The sequence below is a fragment of the Antarcticimicrobium sediminis genome (assembly GCF_004348975.1).
Classification (GTDB): Bacteria; Pseudomonadota; Alphaproteobacteria; order Rhodobacterales; family Rhodobacteraceae; genus Antarcticimicrobium; species Antarcticimicrobium sediminis.
On the sequence record NZ_SMFP01000013.1, the window covers coordinates 32,175 to 50,208 of the forward strand.

14 protein-coding genes are annotated in these 18,034 nt (G+C 63.3%); 8 read left to right on the forward strand and 6 right to left on the reverse strand.

What is annotated here, in order from left to right:
- Positions 1-44 precede the first annotated feature (44 nt).
- The 3 genes from E1B25_RS17255 to E1B25_RS17265 all read right to left on the reverse strand — a co-directional run bounded on the left by E1B25_RS17255 (position 45) and on the right by E1B25_RS17265 (position 4,649).
- Entirely contained in the window at positions 45-2,201 is a 2,157-nt protein-coding gene (locus tag E1B25_RS17255; protein WP_132830827.1) for a hydantoinase/oxoprolinase family protein, read from the reverse strand.
- A 109-nt stretch (positions 2,202-2,310) separates the two neighbouring features.
- Positions 2,311-2,709: an acetone carboxylase subunit gamma gene (locus tag E1B25_RS17260; RefSeq protein WP_206338579.1), complete on the reverse strand. Its 399-nt coding sequence runs from the start codon at positions 2,707-2,709 to the stop codon at positions 2,311-2,313.
- A gap of 5 nt (positions 2,710-2,714) precedes the next feature.
- Positions 2,715-4,649, reverse strand: coding sequence for a hydantoinase/oxoprolinase family protein (locus tag E1B25_RS17265; protein WP_132830828.1), 1,935 nt, complete (start codon positions 4,647-4,649; stop codon positions 2,715-2,717).
- A 384-nt stretch (positions 4,650-5,033) separates the two neighbouring features.
- Here E1B25_RS17265 and E1B25_RS17270 point away from each other — a divergent pair, with 384 nt between their 5' ends.
- Positions 5,034-5,819 carry an IclR family transcriptional regulator gene (locus E1B25_RS17270; RefSeq protein WP_165937656.1) on the forward strand — a complete coding sequence of 262 codons (786 nt, stop codon included), beginning with the start codon at positions 5,034-5,036 and terminating at the stop codon, positions 5,817-5,819.
- 63 nt (positions 5,820-5,882) lie between these two features.
- Here the strand turns inward: E1B25_RS17270 and E1B25_RS17275 are convergent, their stop codons facing one another.
- Together E1B25_RS17275 and E1B25_RS17280 are read right to left on the reverse strand one after the other, a co-directional pair.
- Entirely contained in the window at positions 5,883-6,638 is a 756-nt protein-coding gene (locus E1B25_RS17275; RefSeq protein WP_132830830.1) for an SDR family NAD(P)-dependent oxidoreductase, read from the reverse strand.
- Positions 6,639-6,642: 4 nt separating this feature from the next.
- Complete coding sequence (locus E1B25_RS17280; RefSeq protein WP_132830832.1) at positions 6,643-7,518, reverse strand: beta-keto acid cleavage family enzyme; 876 nt, start codon at positions 7,516-7,518, stop codon at positions 6,643-6,645.
- A 225-nt stretch (positions 7,519-7,743) separates the two neighbouring features.
- Here E1B25_RS17280 and E1B25_RS17285 point away from each other — a divergent pair, with 225 nt between their 5' ends.
- The 3 genes from E1B25_RS17285 to E1B25_RS17295 are packed head-to-tail and all read left to right on the forward strand — an operon-like array spanning position 7,744 to position 11,818.
- The gene (locus E1B25_RS17285; RefSeq protein ID WP_245510751.1) at positions 7,744-8,904 is read left to right on the forward strand and encodes a TAXI family TRAP transporter solute-binding subunit; all 1,161 of its coding nucleotides are present in this window, start codon (positions 7,744-7,746) and stop codon (positions 8,902-8,904) included.
- Complete coding sequence (locus E1B25_RS17290) at positions 8,901-10,898, forward strand: TRAP transporter permease (RefSeq protein WP_132830834.1); 1,998 nt, start codon at positions 8,901-8,903, stop codon at positions 10,896-10,898. Before E1B25_RS17285 ends, E1B25_RS17290 begins: the two co-directional genes overlap by 4 nt.
- Positions 10,898-11,818 carry a 3-hydroxyacyl-CoA dehydrogenase NAD-binding domain-containing protein gene (locus E1B25_RS17295; protein WP_132830836.1) on the forward strand — a complete coding sequence of 307 codons (921 nt, stop codon included), beginning with the start codon at positions 10,898-10,900 and terminating at the stop codon, positions 11,816-11,818. Before E1B25_RS17290 ends, E1B25_RS17295 begins: the two co-directional genes overlap by 1 nt.
- A gap of 20 nt (positions 11,819-11,838) precedes the next feature.
- On the opposite strand, the gene E1B25_RS17300 is transcribed toward E1B25_RS17295, so the two are convergent.
- Positions 11,839-12,816, reverse strand: a complete 978-nt coding sequence (locus E1B25_RS17300; RefSeq protein ID WP_132830838.1) for a GlxA family transcriptional regulator — start codon at positions 12,814-12,816, stop codon at positions 11,839-11,841.
- Between the two features lie 118 nt (positions 12,817-12,934).
- Between E1B25_RS17300 and E1B25_RS17305 the strand changes: the two genes are divergently transcribed.
- The 4 genes from E1B25_RS17305 to E1B25_RS17320 are packed head-to-tail and all read left to right on the forward strand — an operon-like array spanning position 12,935 to position 17,977.
- A complete protein-coding gene (locus E1B25_RS17305) occupies positions 12,935-14,185 on the forward strand; it encodes a sarcosine oxidase subunit beta family protein (protein ID WP_132830900.1) in 1,251 nt (416 codons plus the stop codon).
- A gap of 9 nt (positions 14,186-14,194) precedes the next feature.
- The gene (locus E1B25_RS17310) at positions 14,195-14,485 is read left to right on the forward strand and encodes a sarcosine oxidase subunit delta (protein ID WP_132830840.1); all 291 of its coding nucleotides are present in this window, start codon (positions 14,195-14,197) and stop codon (positions 14,483-14,485) included.
- Positions 14,482-17,415, forward strand: coding sequence for a sarcosine oxidase subunit alpha family protein (locus tag E1B25_RS17315; RefSeq protein WP_132830842.1), 2,934 nt, complete (start codon positions 14,482-14,484; stop codon positions 17,413-17,415). Before E1B25_RS17310 ends, E1B25_RS17315 begins: the two co-directional genes overlap by 4 nt.
- Positions 17,408-17,977, forward strand: a complete 570-nt coding sequence (locus tag E1B25_RS17320; RefSeq protein WP_132830844.1) for a sarcosine oxidase subunit gamma — start codon at positions 17,408-17,410, stop codon at positions 17,975-17,977. The genes E1B25_RS17315 and E1B25_RS17320 overlap by 8 nt, the downstream gene beginning before the upstream one ends.
- Positions 17,978-18,034 lie beyond the last annotated feature (57 nt).

Here is an 18,034-nt window from a genome sequence, read left to right on the forward strand (position 1 = left end):
ACGGGTATGCTCCGGCGCCCCTCCTGGCGCCGGAGCTGACCGGTTCAGTGGCGGATAGCCGGGGTTTCATTGCGCAGGAACCAGGTTGCGCCCTGTTTCGCCGCCACCAATGTCCAGCCTGGGTTGACCAGAAAGGTCGTGACCTCCGAGGTGACGATGGCCGGTCCTTCGATCTCGACCCCCGGGTTCAGCGCTGCACGGGTCCAGACCGGAGTGTCGATCGCCCCGTCCTGCCCGACGAAATGGCAGGTGCGGTGGCTGGCCGGGGCCGGTGCGGCGGTGCGCTCCGCCTTGGGCAGCGGTTTGATATCCTCGAACTTGACCGTTTCGTGCCGGGCATAGGTCGCCACGCGGATGGTATTGATCCGGATGCCCGCCTCTGGCGCCTGTGAGCCTTCGCCAAAGCGTTTGCCGTAGTCGGTCGAGAACTGCGAGATCATCGCCAGCACATCGGCCGGGCCGTGCAGTTCGTGAGTGGGAACCACCGCCGTGGTCTGTACCAACTGGTTGCCATAGCGCATGTCCAGCTCAAGATCGTGGCTGATATCCTCGGCCGCTACGCCCTGGCGCAATAGATCCTGCCGCCCCTTTTCCTTCAATTCGGCGACGATGGCATTGAAGCGGGTGTAGTCGTCAAAGATGTGGCGGGTGTTGCTGTCGTACAGCACCAGATAAAGCGACTGCTCGTGGATGTGGAGTTGGTGCATATTGCCCGCCCCCACCGCCGAAAAGACCGAGGACAGCGGCGGCGCGAGGATCTTGTCGATGCTGAGGTTCTGCGCAATGCCGCAACAATGCAGCGGGCCGTTGCCGCCATAGGCCAGCATGGTGAAGTCCTTGGGGTCATATCCCCGTGCACGCAGTTCGGTGAACAGCCCGTTGGCCATGTTGTCGTCGACCTTTTCGCGGATTAGTTTGGCCGCGTCGATCACCTCGCAATCGAGGTCGTCACAGATCGTGTCCTCAATTACTGCCTTGGCCCGGCGTGGGTTCAACGGGATCGAGCCACCGGCGTAGTTTTCCGGGTCGAGATAGCCCAGCAACAGGTCGGCGTCGGTCACCGTGGGTTTCATGCCGCCCCGGTCATAGCAGGCCGGGCCGGGATCGGATCCGGCACTTTCGGGGCCGCATTGTACAGTCTTGTACATCCGGTCATAGGAGGCGACCGAACCGCCCCCGGCCCCCAGCGTCACCAGATGCACCATCGGAACCGACACCAGCCAGCGGTCGATCACCGGGTTGAAGTCATAGTGCTTCACTCCGCCTTCGACGACGATGCCGATATCATAGCTGGTGCCGCCCATGTCGGTGGCGATCACATTGCCCAGTTCGGCCTGCAACGACAGATGCTCTGACGCGCCGATGCCTGACACCGGGCCAGAGTGGATGGTCTGCAGGGCGTCGGTGGAGTTGAGCTGCGCCATGCCGCCGGAGTTGTGGATCACCAGCATCGGTTTGTCATAGGTGTGTGCGCGCAGGTTCTGCTCCAGCTGCGACAGCGCGTGATACATGGTGGAGTGCAGATAGCCATCGACGATGGCCGAGGTGGAGCGCACGTATTCGCCCTTCCGACCGGCTACCTGATGCGACAGGATCACCGGAATCGCGCCCAACAGGTGCGAGGGGTATTCTTCCAGCAGGATTTCCTCGATGCGCTGCTCGTTCACCGGGTTCACCACCGAGTTGACCAGTGCAACAACGATGATTTGCGCGCCACGGTCGACTAGTTCGCGCAACTGACGCCGCACGTCTTCTTCATCCAGCGGCATCACCGTGTTGCCCTGAAAATCCAGACGTTCGCGCACGCCGCGGATCATATGCGGCTCGACCAGCGGGTTGGGGCGCTGCGCGTTTGGCATGTCTTGCTGTCCGAGGGTGTCCAACCCTTCGCCATAGCCACGGGCGCGGCTCAGCGGCACAGTGGCCTCATAGCCAGCGGTGACCAGCATCCCGAGCTTGGGGCCCTTGTGCTCGATCAGCGCGTTGGTGCCCAGCGTGGTGGCATAGCGCACGCTGTCCACCTCGGTCAGGACGTGTTCCAGATCCACGTCCAGAACGTCGCAGGCTTTGCCAAGGGCTTCGTTGAAGCCCATGGCCAGATTGTGGTGCGTGGTCAGTGCCTTGGTTTCGATATACTGCTCGCCCCAGACGACGAAACAGTCGGTGAAGGTGCCACCGATATCAACGGATACGCGTTTCATTCTCGCTCCCTATGTCTACCCGGGGGGCCGTCCTCCTCGACGGTCTCACCCGGTGGTGTCCGCCCGCCTGCGCCGCAAAGGGCACCGGCGGACATGTCATGTGAAATGCTCAGTGGGTGTGGGCCCGGCCCGCCACCACGGAAGGGCCGGCATCGGGCAGCATCGCGGGACCGCGCGCCGCCCATTGCGCTTTGAGCGCGGCAACATCGACCTGCATGTCCCAAAGCGGCGGATGGCCGGGGATGGCATATTCCGTTTCAACCTGCGTGCCGCAGGAGGGGCAGCAGAATTCCAGAATACGCACCCACTCCGGGTCAGGGCTGAAGGTGAACTTGTACTTGTCCGGGTCAATCACCGGCGGGTGGATTTCGCGCGGGTCGCGGTTGTGGACCAGCAGCCCTTCCTTGTAGTTTCCTTCTGCTGGCGCGATCTCGTGATCGCAGACGCGGCATTCCCACTTTTCGGTTTCAAGGTTGATGCGCAGATATTCGGTCATCGGTATTTTCATCGGTCTTACTCCTCCCGGTCCAGAATGACGTCGCCGGCGTCCGAGACGACGAGCGTCCAACCCGCAGGCACGCGGGCAGTGAAATAATCCTCCTCAAGGATGGCGGGCCCCTGCGCGTAATCGCCCGGGGTCATCGCGTTCAGGTGATAGACCGGCAGGTCGATCCGGCCCTGTTCGGGGACCAGCACCTTGCGGGTATCGGCAGGTTTTGCCTTGGTCCCGCGCTTGACCGAGACCGCATCGCCACTGGCGTGACGCAGGCTTTTGACTGCGTTCAGTTCCAGTTCCACCGCGGTGGCCGAGGCCAGGGCCGAGGGGAACTCTGCCATCTCGTCGAGATCATGCACCACATCGCCCTCGGGGGTTTCGGCGACAAGACGGGCGGTGACGGTATAGCTGCCCTCGTCAAAACCTTCGGCGAACATGTCGCGAGCGGCCTTCTTCGTCAGCGTGTCGATTGCGGCGCGCAAGGTCTTGGTGTCGTGCGCCTCCAGCCCCACGACATAGCGTTGCGACACGTCGCAGGTGCCGATGCCATAGGCCGAGAACACCGCCGCCATCGCCGGGATTGCCACCCGTTTGATCCCCGCCTTTTCGGCCACGCCGCAGGCGTTGAGCGGACCCGCGCCGCCAAAGGCCATCAGCACCGTGTCGGGCGCGATTTTGGTGAAGCGGTGCAATTCGCCCGCGATCTTGGTTTCAAAGGCAGCCGACATCGCCAACACGGCCGCGTCCAGATCAAGGCCCAGCGGCTCGGCTACATTGGCCATGACCGCCGCTTCGGCGCGGGTCGCATCCAACCCCATGCCGCCGCCGAAATAGGAGGCCGGATCAAGCAGACCCGCCAACAGGCTGGCATCGGTGATCGTCGCCTCTTTGCCGCCGCGCCCGAAACAGGCCGGGCCGGGCAGGGCGCCGACGCTTTCAGGGCCGATGGCAATGGCGCCGTCCGCTGCTTTGAACACCGAACTTCCGCCCGCCCCGGCGCTGGAGATCTCGCACAGGGGGAAGGACACGCTGATGCCCTCGACGTTGCCGCGCCGGATATCCGCGACCTTGCCGTCGGTGCATTGGCCGATATCGGTGGTGGTGCCGCCCACATCAATCGAGACGGCATCGCGGAAGCCATAAAGACCGGAGAAGGTCTTGAGCCCCTCCATCCCGCCACGCGGGCCAGAGCTGTAGGTCTTGATCGCAACCGTTTTCGCCACGCGCGAGGCGTCGCCGTCATTGCGGAAAATCAACAGCGGGTTCTTGGTGCGATACTCCCGCAACCGGTTTTCGGCTTGGAAAAGAAACGCCTCCATCGAGGTGTGCAGGAAAGAGTTGATCAGCGCCGACCATGCGCGGCGTTCGGCGTCGCGATCCACCGTCAGGTCAGATGCATAAAGCACCGGCACCGCGCCCAGCAGGTGACGTGGATATTTGCGCAGCACGATCTTTTTCACCAGATCCTCGGCGGCATGGAAATCCGATCCGCCGAAACAGATCACAAGCCGGTTCGCACCCTTGGCCGTGAGTTGGTTGATGGTCTTGACGATTTCGACCTCGGCCTCGGTCGTGTCGAGCACGGTGGTGTCGACAAAGGCCACACGATCACCGACCAGTGCGTCATAGACATCCGGATCATGGGTGCGCAGCGCTTGCGGCAGATCGCCAGAGGAGGCGTCCAGCACGAGCCCCAGTTTCGGCCCCTTGCGTTCACAGATCGCATTGGTGCCCTGCGTCGTCGAATAGCGGATCAACTCTACCTCTTCGAGCAGCCGCTTGACATCCTCGGCGCCATAGAGGGTTTCAGATGCTTTCTGCAGCCCTTCGAAGAAACACTTCGACAGGTCGTAGGGCGTGGTCAGAACCTTGGTCTTTTTCACGCCGTCATCCGACATGATGCAGACGTCGGTCAGAGTGCCGCCGTTATCAATATTGATCTGAAATGCCATTGTGCATTTCTCCTCCCGTTCCTGTTGCGCAGGCCAACTGGCCCCGACGGCGCAGCCTGTGCGCCGGGTCCGGTCCTTGGGCGAACGGGTCTCCTGTCCCGTCCTGCCCGCTGACCGAGCCTGCCAAAGGAGAAGCAGGAAGCGTTCCACCATCGCGGGATGCGAGGAAGAAAAACGACAAGGCTTTGAAATCTAGTGATTTAAAAAAGTGCAGGACTTTCCCTCGCGCATCTGTCCTTTTCTTGGCGTTCGGATTCCAGACGGTTTCAGGACACCTCCGTCCGGAGGTGGCAGGATCTTCCCAGGGTGGAAATTCGGTTTCCTCTTGCCGGGTCGGGCTTTAGGATGGCGCTCTGATCAATGCGAATGAACCGAGGGCTGCGCTTGAAAAAGGAAACTTCCCTGAACAGCCTGCGGCGCGGGTTTCTTATTCTCGAAACCTTCGGGATCGGAGAGGACAGCCTCAGCAATGCCGAAATCTCGGCGCGCACCGAGTTGCCGAAATCGACGGTATCACGGCTGACCTCGGTGCTGTGCAATCTGGGCTATTTGTTGCCAGCGTCCGCCGCTGGGGGGTTTCGGATCGGCCCTCGGGCGCTGCGGCTGGGTTATTCCGCGCTGGCCAGCCTGAATATCCGCCAGCGCGCCCGCCAGCCGATGCAGGCGTTGGCGAGCCGGGCCTCGGTCTCGGTCTCGCTGGGGATTCGGCAGGGGATTGATATGCTTTATGTCGAACAGACGCGCGGTGCGGCGTCGCTGTCCACCCGCTTGACGGTGGGGGACCGGCTGCCGATCGCGGTTTCGGCCATTGGACAGGCCTATCTGTCGATCTGCAACGACGACGAGATCGCTGAAATCGCGGCGCAGTTGTCAGCAACCGAACCGCAGCTGGCTGCCGATCTGGCCAAAACGGCGGCAGAGGCGCGTAAGCAAGTCGCCACGCAAGGTTATTGCCTGTCGATGAACAGTTGGGTGAGCGGGGTCCATGCGGTGGCGGCCCCGGTGCTGGATCTCGACACCAAGACGCGGATGGCGATCAACTGCGGTGGGGTTGCGGCGCTGCTGCCCGAAACCCGGATGCGGGAAGAGATCGGCCCGGCGCTGGAGACTCTTGCGAGCCAGATCTCGGCGCTGCCCCCGCGCGAATTGATCGCGCGGTTCGGGCAATAGGGCTGTCTCGAAACCGCCCCAGAACCGGACGGTCAGGGCGGTTCGAGACGAGCTTGAACCGCTTTAGAACAGCCGCCCGCCGTCGATTGTGATCGTCTGGCCGGTCATCGCCGGGTTACATGCCAGAAACACGATCCCCTGCGCCACATCCTCGGGCTCGACCCAACGTTTCAGCGCGGTAGAGGCCAGTGAGTGTTCGGTGCGGCTTTCCGGCCAGGTGCCGGTCCAGGGGGTGCGGGTCAGTCCCGGCGCGACCGCGTTGACGCGGATATCGGGCCCCAACCCACGGGCGAGGTTGATCGTCATGTTGATCAGCGCCGCTTTGCTGGCCGCATAGGCCATGGAACTGGCGCCGCCGCCCAGACCGGCGATACTGGCGGTATTGACGATGGCGCCACCCTTGCGCAGATGCGGCGCAGCCGCACGCGAACACCAGAACGGCCCCATCAGGTTGGTGTCCAGAATGGTGGACCAAAAGTCATCATCCAGACGATCCAGATCCGACATCGCGATCGGCTCTTTGGTGGCGGAGGTTCCGGCATTGTTGACCAAAACGTCAAGCCCGCCCAGATCGGTGATCGCGGCGGCGATCATCGCCTCGGCGGCGTCCCGCTGCGAGACATTGCCGGGGGCGGATCGGGCGCGACCCTGACCATAGGTTTCATTCAGCTGCGCGATTTGCGCCACTGCGGCGGGATCGCCCGGCAGGTGGTTGACCGCGACCAATGCGCCAGCGGCCAGAAACGCTTTGACGGTGGCCAGACCGATGCCAGAGGCACCGCCGGTGACCAGAACGCGGGTATCTGTGGTGATGTCCATCCGTTCAGCCCAAGTCCAGCATCGCGCGTGCTTCGGCGGCGGTGGCGGTTTCTTTACCTAGACCCTCAATAATCTGAACCGCGCGGCGCACAAGCGACGCATTGTCGGGGGCCAGTTGGCCGCGCGCAAGATAGAGGTTGTCTTCCAGCCCGACGCGGACATGTCCGCCACACAGTGCCGAGAGCGCCACGATGTCAAATTCCGACCGGCCGATTCCAAAGGCCGCCCAGTTCGCGTCGTCGGGCAGTTGCGATTGCAGGTGCAGGTGGTTCTGCGGTGTGGCGTCGGTCCCATATGGGATGCCAAGGCAGATCTGGAACAACGGCCGACCGGTCAGAACGCCCTCGGCGATCAGCTTGCGGGCCAGAACGATGTGGCCGATGTCAAAGACTTCAAGTTCGGGCTTGGTGCCGACCTCTTGCACCAGCTTTGCCATGAGGCGCAGATGGTCGGGCAGGTTCAGAAAGGCGTGTTCGCCGAAGTTCATCGTGCCCACGTCCAGTGTGCAGATCTCGGGTTTCAGCTCCAGCACATGGGCGACGCGCTCCTCGGGTGCGCACAGCGTGGTGCCGGGGCCGCCCATCTGCATGTTTTCGGGCGATGGGATATAGCGCGCCCCGGCGCCAGTGGTCAGGTTCAGCACGATATCGACATCGGACTCGCGGATGCGCTCGACCACCTCGCGATAGAGCGCGAGATCCATCGACGGTGCGGCGGTCTCGGGGTCGCGTACATGGATATGGGCAACCGCCGCGCCGGCGCGCGCCGCGTCGATCGCCTGATCGGCGATCTGCTTGGGGGTGACGGGGACAGCGGCGCTTTTGCTGGGGGTGTCGAATGACCCCGTGAGCGCGCAGGTAAGGATTACTTTGTCAGCCATGCTTGTTGTTCTCCGGCGTTCCGCATTCTTGGGCGGCCCTGCATCCTGTGAAAACAGGCAGGGCCGCGCGACCGTCATAGCTCTGCCACAGGCGCATCAGTTCCGCAACACGGAACACTGTGCCATTTTGGACTTTTACATGCCGGAAATATGTGCGATCTGCGTCTCAGGGGCGCGAATCCAACCTGCGTCAGGGACATTCGCCAGCTTTGAGGAGAGAGAAACTTGTACCGATTCACGCAGATCACCGTTGCCGCGGCCGCTGTAGCCGCCACCATTCTGGGCACCGCGCCTGTTGTCGCGCAGGAGCTTCCGAAGACCATCGCATGGACGGCCTATGGGGTCGGCGGGGCCAGCTATAATCAGGCCGTTGCTATCGGTAAGGCGATGAAAGAGGAACTGGGTGTCAACCTTCGTATCCTGCCCGGCAAGAACGATATCGCCCGCACCATCCCGGCGCGCGCGGGGCAGGTGCATGCCATCGCCGGCGGTGTCGCCAGCTATTTCGCGCAGGAAGGCGTGTTCGATTTCGCCGCAGCCGACTGGGGGCCGCAGCCGATCCGTATCGTGCTGACCTCGATTGGGGATACCAACCTGGGGCTGGGCGTCGCCAATGACATTGGCGTCAAGACGCTGGCCGATCTCAAGGGCAAGCGCGTCGCTCATATCAAGGCCGCCGCTGCGCTGAACTATAACACCGAGGCGCTGCTGGCTTCGGCCGGGCTGACCTGGGACGATGTCGAAGTCGTGGAGTTCTCCGGGTTCGGAGATTCCTGGGACGGTATCATTTCGGGCAAGGTGGATGCCGCTTTCGCCCTGATGGCGACCGGGCGGGCCTATCAGTTGGCCGCGTCTCCGCGCGGATTGATCTGGCCGGAACTCCCGCAGGACGACACCGAAGCCTGGGCCGCACTCAAGGCCAAGGCCCCCTATTACGTCTATAGCACCGGCACCGAAGGTGCTGGCGTCAGCCCGGAAAAGCCGCATCACGGTGCGCTGTATCCGATGCCGCAGTTGATGGTTTATGAAAATCAGGACACTGATCTTGTCTATGCCATGACCAAGGCAATGGTGGATCTGTTCCCGTACTACAAAGACGGCGCGCCGGGGGCCTCGGGCTGGGCCTTGGAGCGGCAGAATTTCACCTGGGCGGTGCCTTATCACGACGGCGCGATTCGTCTGTTCAAGGAAAAGGGTGTCTGGACTGACGAGATGCAGGCGCACAACGACAAGCTGATCGAACGTCAGCAGGTGTTGGCCAAGGCTTGGGCCGATTTCAAGGCCACTCCGGCGGCCGATCAGGGCCGCGATGCGTTTGGTGCCGCTTGGCTTGAGGCCCGTGCGACGGCGCTGACCGCCGCCGGACTGGAACCCGTCTTTAAATGACCATCGGGGGCGTCGATGTGCCCTCGACCGAGGACCTGGCAGATCCGGTAGCGGAGTCTCTCCGCTACCGGTCTCTGACCGGAACTTGGCGCATCCTTCTGGTTCTTGCCGCGATCGCCGCCATTGGTGTGGTGATCAATCAGTTGTTCAATTTGAAATTTTTCGTCGGCTTCACGCTGGTGGGACCGTCGTTCCTGTACCTTCTGGCCCTTTTTATCCTACCGTTCATTTTCATTCTCGCTCCGGCGACACCGGGCGCAGCACGCGATCGGGTGCCGCTGTATGACGTGGCGCTGGCGCTGCTGACGGCGGGCGTTCTGCTGTTCTTCAACCTCAACAGCGAAACCATCGTGATGGCGGGCTGGGAATATGTTGCGCCGCTGCCTGCGCAGATCGTTGCCGGCCTGTTCTGGCTGCTGCTGATCGAGGCCAGTCGCCGCGCCGGTGGCACCGCGTTGGGCATTATCGTGGCGATCTTTTCGGTGTATCCGCTGGTGGCCGATATGGTGCCCGGCCCGATTCAAGGCTTTCCACAGTCCGCGACGACCACCGCCGGTTTCTATGCCTTTTCCAGCGACAGCGCCTTTGGCATTCCGATGCAGGCGTTTGGATCGCTGGTCGTGGGCTTCATCATCTTTGGGGCCGCCCTGCAGGCGACCGGCGCCGGCAAGGTGTTCATGGATCTTTCCTTTGCGATCCTCGGCACCGTGCGCGGCGGGGCCGCCAAGGTTTCGATCTTTTCCAGTGGTCTGCTGGGGTCGATGAGCGGCAGCGTGATCACCAATGTGCTGACCACCGGGGCGATGTCGATCCCGGCGATGCGGCGCACCGGGTTTGACCGCGAACATGCCGCCGGGGTTGAGGCCTGCGCCTCGACCGGGGCGGTGCTGATGCCGCCGGTGATGGGGGCGACCGCCTTCATCATGGCCTCCTTCCTGCAGATTCCCTATTCCGATGTGGTGGTTGCGGCGATCATCCCCTCGGTGCTGTATTATCTGGCGCTGTTTTTGCAGATCGACGCCTATTCGGCGCGCCGCGGCCTGAAGGGCATCCCACGCAAGGAATTGCCGACCGTCGGTCAGGCCCTGCGAGAGGGATGGCACCATATTTTCGCCTTTGCGCTGTTGATGTGGATGTTGCTGGGTCTCAAGCAGGAGGCGGCGGCCCCCTTCTATGCCACCGCTGTCTTGCTGGTGGTGAATCAGATCTTTGGCGACCGGTTGAGCCTGAAGGGCGCGATCAATCTGATCTATGACATCGGTCGCACATTGGTTGAACTGACCGCGATCCTGGTTGCGATCGGGCTGATCGTGGGGGCCTTGGTGCTGACGGGTCTGGCCGGCACTCTGGCCACTGATCTGATCGTTCTGGCTGGGGGCAACGCGATTTTGATGCTGCTGATGGGGGCCATCACCAGTTTCCTGCTGGGGATGGGGATGACCGTTACCGCCGCCTATGTGTTCTTGGCAATCATTTTGGCGCCGGGGCTGGTTTCGGCCGGTCTTGATCCGCTGGCGGTACACCTTTTCATTCTCTACTGGGGTATGCTGTCGTTTATCACCCCGCCGGTGGCGCTGGGGTCGTTCACCGCCGCCAGCCTTGCCGGAGCAAGCCCGATGCGAACCGGTCTTACCTCGATGCGGCTGGGCAGTATCATCTATTTCGTCCCGTTCTTCTTTGTGTTGAATCCGGCGCTGATCCTCAAGGGCTCCCTGTCCGAGATCCTGTTCACGCTCAGCACGGCGGTGATCGGCGTGTTGTTCATCTCGGCCGGGACACAGCGTTACCTGATCGGGTTCGGCTCGCTGGCCGCGGGACTTGCAGGCGCGATTGCCCAACTCCTGATGCTGGCCTCGGGATTGCTGCTGCTTTACCCGGGCGGGATCGGCGGTTTGTCCAGCCAGATGGTGCTGTTGATTGCGGTTGTCGCGGCGGCGGCGGCTCTGGCGCTGTCTTGGAGGGATAGAAAAGCCCACATGGAAAGGACGGCGTGATGCGAAACGCGCAACAGATTGCAACGGTTGCTGTCGTCGGGCTGGGCACCATTGGCACTGGCTGGGTGGCGCAATTCGCGGCCGCTGGCCTGACGGTGCGGGCCTTTGATCCAGATGCAGAGCAACGCGCCGCCCTTGAGGCGACGGTGTGCGACATGCTGGTCCGCAACGGCCAACCAGAGGCCGCCGAGCATCTGCGACTCAGCCTGCATGATACGCTGGAGGCGGCGGTCGAGGGCGCGGACTTTGTGCAGGAAAACGTGCCGGAGCGGCAGGCGATCAAGGCAGATGTGCTGGGTCGGCTCGACCGGGCGCTGCCCGGCAACGTGATCATCGCTACCAGCACCTCGGGGCTGATGCTGAGCGATTTTCAGGACGCGCTTACCGCACCCGCGCGTTTGGTGGTCGGCCACCCGTTTCACCCGGTGCAGCTTATGCCGTTGGTCGAGGTGGTGCCGGGCCGCCGCACGGCAGTTGAAACGGTGACGATTGCCGAGGCGTTTTATACCCGCATCGGCAAGGTGGCCGTGCGGCTGGAGAAAGAGGCCCCCGGCCATCTGGTCAACCGATTGCAGGCGGCGCTTTGGCGCGAGGCGGTGGCCTGTGTCGAGGACGGGATCGCTTCGGTCGCGCAGGTTGATGCCGCTGTAGTCAACTGCCTTGGACCGCGCTGGTCGGTGGTGGGGCCGCATATGGCCTTTCATCTGGGCGGCGGCAAGGGCGGGCTGCGGCATTTTATCGACCAGCTCGGCCCCGGCATTCAGACCCGTTGGGAGGGCTTCCGCACCCCTGATCTGGCGGCGATGACCGAAGCCCTTGTGTGCGGCGTCGAAGATGAGGCCGCTGGCCGCGACATCGACACGCTGCAACAAGAGCGCGATCGCAAGCTGGCGGCGCTGCTGGCACACCGGGCGGGGTAGCCCTCCCCGGCGGGGCACTCTTATATTGACCCCGGCGTTGCACTCGCCTCTTTACGCCGCGCATCGCTCGGCGAGATGCCATAGGCCTGCCGGAAAGCGCGGGAGAAATAGGCGTTGTTGGGAAAGCCCGTCGCCAGCCCCACCTCGATGATGGGCAGCGCGGTCTGGCGCAGCAAATCCGCCGCCTTGGCCAGCCGCAAGTGGCGATAGAACTGCATCGCCGATTGCCCCAGATGCCCCCGGCACAGCCGTTCAAGTTGTCGCGCGCCGATGCCGGACAATCGCGCCAACTGCGCCAGCGTCATCGGGTCAGCGATATGCGCCTCCATCAGCCCGATCATCGCCACCAGCGCCGGGTGATGCACATCATACCGCGCGGTGGCATCCAGCCGCTGCGGGTCTTCGGCCGGGCGCAGGCCGGTATGAATGAACCAATCGCTGATCTCACGCGCCAAGGCCGCGCCCTGTTCTGCCGCGATCAGCGCATGCATCATGTCAAGCGGGGCCGAGCCACCGGCGCAGGTGAACCGGTCCCGGTCGATGACGAACAACCGACGCTCCATCATGGCCTCGGGCGCGCGGGCCTGAAGCGCATCAAAATGCTGCCAGTGAACGGTAAAGCGGCGGTTCTCCAACACCCCGGCTTCTTGCAGGATCGCCGCGCCGCCAGAGATCCCGCCCAGCGGCACCCCGCGCGCCGCCAGCCGGTGCAGAAATCCGCGCACCCCGACATCGCAAAATGCCAGCGGATCGCCCCCGGCGACAACGAAGACCATGTCGAAATCGGTGCCGGCCTCGCTGAGCGGCACGGTGTCAAAGGCACAGCCGACCGAGGCCCGCGCCTGGGTCGCGCCAGTGGAGAGAAACACCAGTTCATAAAGCGCACGACCGGCGAGCAGATTCGCCGCGCGCAACGGCTCGACCGCAGCGGCGGCAGACATGAGCGCATAGCCTTCGATCAGCAGGAAAGCGATGCGTTTGGGGCGACTGCGGGGCATGGTGATTCCGTGCGGGATGTCCGGTAATGTATAACTTATGTCCTGATCAGGAAATCACCATCCCACCAGTTCATGGCATCTTCCTCCCAAAGGAACCGGCCAGATGAAAGGGGTGCTGATGCGCTTTTCCGGCTTTCGCGTCTTTAAAGAGGCCCTGAGCGGCCACAAGGGCTGGGCGCCGTTATGGCGCAACCCTGATCCGCAGCCCGAGTATGATTATGTCATCGTGGGCGGCGGCGGTCATGGGCTGGCCACTGCCTATTATCTGGCGACCACCTTTCGCAAATCGCGGATCGCGCTGCTGGAGCGTGGCTGGCTGGGCCAAGGTAATATCGGGCGCAACACCACGATCATCCGCTCGAACTATCTGCTGCCGGGCAACGAGCCTTTTTATGAGTTTTCGATGAAACTGTGGGAGGGGATGGAACAGGCCTTCAATTTCAACGCGATGGTCAGCCAGCGTGGCATTTTGAACCTGATCCATACGGACGGACAGCGCGATGCCTATCGGCGGCGCGGCAATGCCATGCTGCTGGCCGGGGCGGACGCGGAACTGCTGGATGTGGCGCAGGTGCGCGAGATGGCGCCGTTCCTGAACTTCGACAACGCGCGCTTTCCGATCAAGGGCGGATTGATGCAGCGCCGGGCCGGGACCGCACGGCATGATGGCGTTGCTTGGGGCTATGCCCGTGGTGCCGATCTGGCCGGCGTCGACCTGATCCAGAACTGCGAGGTCACCGGTTTTCGCATCGAGGAGGGTCGAGTCCGGGGGGTCGAGACCTCGCGCGGGTCTATCGGCGCGCAGAAGGTGGGTGTGGCCGTCGCGGGCAATTCCAGTCGGGTTATGGCGCTGGCGGGGATGCGCCTGCCCATTGAGAGCCATGCGTTGCAGGCCTTTGTTTCCGAGGGGCTGAAGCCCACGATTCCGGGCGTCATTACCTTTGGGGCCGGGCATTTCTATGTCAGCCAATCCGACAAGGGCGGGCTGGTCTTCGGTGGGGATATCGAGGGCTATAATTCCTATGCGCAGCGCGGCAACCTGCCTACGGTCGAGGACGTGGCCGAGGGCGGCATGGCCCTGATGCCGATGATCGGACGGGCGCGGCTGCTGCGCTCGTGGGGCGGCCTGATGGACATGTCGATGGATGGTTCTCCGATCATCGACAAGACCCCGATCGAGGGGCTGATGCTGAACGCCGGCTGGTGCTATGGCGGATTCAAGGCGACGCCGGCTTCGGGCTATTGCTTTGCCCATCTTCTGGCCACCGATACCCCGCATCCGACCGCCCGTGCGCTGCGGCTTGACCGCTTTGCCCGGGGGTATGTCATCGATGAAAAGGGTGTCGGCGCGACACCTAACCTGCACTGAGGCTTTGATATGCTGATCCCGCATCCCCTTCTTGGCCTGCGCGACGCGCAGGAATTCGTCTATCTCGGCGACGCATCGCTTTTGAACCGGCCCGACGGCATGGCCGAGGGGGCCGCTGAGGCTTTTGGCGACTATGTTTACTTGCGCGACAACCCGGCGGGCGTACATCGCGAATTGTGGTTCCACGAACAGGGCGACCGCTCTTGGTTGGTCGTGACACGTGACACCACCACCCATGAAATCCTCGGGGCGGAATTGGCCCGTGATGTGGCGCTGGCCGCGAAAGGGGGCGCAGCATGACCCGGTTGAACGGCGGTCTGATCGACCGCAGCCAGACACTGTCCTTCAGCTTTGACGGCAAAAGCTATCGCGGCCATCCGGGCGATACGCTGGCCTCGGCGCTATTGGCGAATGATCAGCGATTGGTCGGGCGCAGCTTCAAGTACCACCGCCCGCGCGGGGTGATCTCGGCCGGGTCCGAAGAACCCAACGCGCTGGTCGAACTACGCAATGGAGCACGGCAAGAGCCCAACACCCGCGCCACGGTGACTGAGCTGTTTGAGGGGCTGGTGGCCAACAGCCAGAACCACATGGGGCGGCTTGAGTTCGATCTTCTGGCGGTCAATGACTGGCTTGCGCCGTTCTTTGCCGCAGGCTTTTACTACAAGACCTTCATGTGGCCGAAAGCTTTTTGGGAAAAGCTGTATGAGCCGGCGATCCGGCGCGCGGCGGGGCTGGGCAGCCTGTCTCTGCAGCCGGACCCGGACGCCTATGACAAGGGGTTCCTGCATTGTGACCTGTTGGTGATCGGGGGCGGGGCCGCCGGTCTGGCAGCGGCCCTGACGGCGGCCCGTTCGGGGGCACAGGTTATTCTGGTGGATGAAGATTTTCGCCTTGGCGGACGGCTTCTGGCGGAAAGCCATGCCCTGAACGATGCCCCCGCCGTTGGCTGGATCGCGGGCGTCGAGGCGGAATTCGCCACTCTGCCCAATCTGCGCGTGATGCGGCGCACCACCGTTTTCGGTGCCTATGATCATGGAATCTTTGGTGCGGTGGAGCGGGTCAGCGACCATCTTGCCACCCCCGGCAAGCGGGTGCGCCAGACACTGTGGCGGATCACCACGAAACACAGCATTTTGGCGGCGGGCGCGACCGAGCGGCACATTCCCTTTGCCAACAATGATCGCCCCGGCGTGATGCTGGCGGGCGCGATGCGTGCTTATGCCAACCGCTGGGCGGTGAGCGCGGCGCAGCGCGTGGCGATCTTTACCAACAATAACGACGGCCACCGCACCGCCTGCGACTTGGTCGCAAAGGGCGTCGATATCGCAGGCGTGATAGACACCCGCAGCGATGCAAAAAGCCTTGGCGCCTACCCGCTTTATGCTGGGGCGGTGGTGAGCAATTCGCGGGGCCGGCTTGGCCTGCGCAAGATCGAGGTAACCCGCAACGGCCAGACCCAGTGGCTCAGCTGCGGCGCGCTGGGGGTGTCGGGCGGCTGGAACCCGAATGTGCATCTGTCGTCGCACCATCGTGGTCGCCCGGTGTGGAGTGAGGCATTGCAGGCCTTCGTGCCCGGCATTGGCGGCCCTCCGGGGTTGAGCGTGGCGGGGGCCGCTTTGGGACAGGGCAGTACGCAGGCCGCGTTGATCTCTGGCGCCGAAGCCGCGCGTGACGCGCTGGTGGACCTTGGCATCCCCGCGACACTGCCCGTGCTGCCACATGCAGAGGACGCGCCGCAGACCCTGCAATCCTATTGGCATGTACCAGGTAAACCCCGCGCCTGGGTCGATTTCCAGAACGACGTGACCGTCAAGGACATCACGCTGGCGCATCAGGAAAACATGCGGCCGGTGGAGCATCTGAAACGCTGGACCACGCTGGGCATGGCCACGGATCAGGGCAAGACCGCCAATGTCACCGCGCTGGCGGTGATGGCCGAGCTGACCGGCAAGTCCATCCCCGAGACCGGCACCACAATGTTCCGTCCGCCCTACACCGGCGTGTCTCTGTCCGTTCTGGGCGGCGGCGACAGCGGTGAAGATTTCCGTCCGCGCCGGTTGACCCCAACCCATGACTGGGCAGCGGCGCAGGGTGCGGTCTTTGTCGAGGCCGGTCCGTGGATGCGGGCACAATACTATCCACGGGCGGGTGAAACCCACTGGCGCCAAAGCGTTGATCGCGAGGTTCTGGCGACCCGTGCCGGCGTGGGCCTGTGTGATGTGACTACCTTAGGCAAGGTCGATGTGCAGGGGGCGGATGCGGGAGAATTCCTCAACCGCATCTATGCCAACGGCATGAAAACGCTGCAGGTCGGCCGGGTGCGCTATGGGCTGATGCTGCGTGAGGATGGCTTTGCCTATGATGACGGCACCTGCGCGCGGCTGGGGGAGGATCATTATGTGGTGACCACAACCACCGCGCAGGCCGGAGCGATTTATCGCCATTTGGAGTTCGCGCGGCAATGCCTTTGGCCCGAGCTGGAGGTGCATCTGATCTCCACCACCGACGCCTGGGCGCAGATCGCGGTGGCCGGGCCAAAATCGCGGGCCCTGTTGGAGCAGGTGGTGGACGATTTCGATCTGTCAAACGCGGGTTTTCCCTTTATGGCCTGTGCCGGGCTGACCGTCTGCAACGGGCTTCGTGCAAGGCTGTTCCGGATCTCCTTTTCCGGGGAACTGGCCTATGAAATCGCGGTCCCGGCACGCTATGGCACTGCGCTGATGGCGCGGCTGGTCGCGCTTGGCAAAGATCTGGGCGCGACCCCCTACGGGACCGAGGCGCTCGGCGTGCTCAGGATCGAAAAGGGCCACGCGGCGGGCAATGAGCTGAACGGCCAGACCACGGCGCAGATGCTGGGAATGGGGCGCATGGTGTCGACCAAGAAGGATTCAGTCGGCGCGGTGATGTCGCGGCGCGAAGGGCTGGTGGGCGAGACCCGGGTGCTGGTAGGCTTGCAACCGCTGGACCCCAGTCTGCCGGTGGTGGCGGGCGCGCATCTTTTTGCCGAAGGGGCGGCGCCAAAGACCGAAACCGATCAGGGCTGGATCACCTCTGCCTGTTTCTCGCCGCATGTCGGCTCTGCCATCGGTCTGGGATTTCTTGCCGATGGCGCCGCCCGGATCGGAGAGGTGGTGGTTGCCGCCAATCCGCTGGAACGCCAGAGCGTGAAACTGCGGGTGGTACCGCCCCATTTCGTCGATCCCGAAGGAGGACGTCTGCGTGTCTGACCTGAAACCGATCACCGCCTTGGGCGGTGCCGTGTCTCGTGCGCAAAGCTTTGGCGCGCTGAGCATTGTGGAAAATAGCGGGCTGGCTCTGGCCTCTCTGGCGCTGCGTGACGGTATGACGCCGCCAATACCGATGGGTTTGACCCTGCCCGGACCGGGCGGTTGGACAACCGGCGGTGACGTCGCCGCGTTCTGGACCGGCCCCGGTCAGTGGATGATCGAGGCGGAGGGGAAAGCGGAAGAGGATTTTGCGGCGGCCCTCGCGGCGCAGGTGCCGGGCGGTTTCGTCACCGAACAAACCGACGGCTGGGTCGCTTTTGAAATCTCTTCTGCCGCTGGCGAGGGGCCAATCCGGCGGCTGATGGAAAAGGTCGTCAATGTGGATGTGGCAGGGTTTGCTCCCGGATGCGCGACCCGGACCGGTCTTGAACACATGAGCGTGTTCCTGATCCGCCGGGCCGAAGATCGCCTTGCGATTATCGGAATGCGTACGCTGGCAGCGTCGCTCTGGCATGCGCTCGAAACCGCCGCGACGCGTTTGCAGGATCATCCGGCAGCCTGACCGATGCCGATGGCCCGCTTCCGGGGCGGATGAAAACCGCCCGCCCCGGCGAGGAGA

Coding starts and splice junctions, on each gene's coding strand:
- E1B25_RS17255 (WP_132830827.1), bottom strand. CDS start 2,201: ATGAAACGCGTATCCGTTGATATCGGTGGCACCTTCACCGACTGTTTC.
- E1B25_RS17260 (WP_206338579.1), bottom strand. CDS start 2,709: ATGAAAATACCGATGACCGAATATCTGCGCATCAACCTTGAAACCGAA.
- E1B25_RS17265 (WP_132830828.1), bottom strand. CDS start 4,649: ATGGCATTTCAGATCAATATTGATAACGGCGGCACTCTGACCGACGTC.
- E1B25_RS17275 (WP_132830830.1), bottom strand. CDS start 6,638: ATGGACATCACCACAGATACCCGCGTTCTGGTCACCGGCGGTGCCTCT.
- E1B25_RS17280 (WP_132830832.1), bottom strand. CDS start 7,518: ATGGCTGACAAAGTAATCCTTACCTGCGCGCTCACGGGGTCATTCGAC.
- E1B25_RS17290 (WP_132830834.1), top strand. CDS start 8,901: ATGACCATCGGGGGCGTCGATGTGCCCTCGACCGAGGACCTGGCAGAT.
- E1B25_RS17295 (WP_132830836.1), top strand. CDS start 10,898: ATGCGAAACGCGCAACAGATTGCAACGGTTGCTGTCGTCGGGCTGGGC.
- E1B25_RS17300 (WP_132830838.1), bottom strand. CDS start 12,816: ATGCCCCGCAGTCGCCCCAAACGCATCGCTTTCCTGCTGATCGAAGGC.
- E1B25_RS17305 (WP_132830900.1), top strand. CDS start 12,935: ATGCGCTTTTCCGGCTTTCGCGTCTTTAAAGAGGCCCTGAGCGGCCAC.
- E1B25_RS17310 (WP_132830840.1), top strand. CDS start 14,195: ATGCTGATCCCGCATCCCCTTCTTGGCCTGCGCGACGCGCAGGAATTC.
- E1B25_RS17315 (WP_132830842.1), top strand. CDS start 14,482: ATGACCCGGTTGAACGGCGGTCTGATCGACCGCAGCCAGACACTGTCC.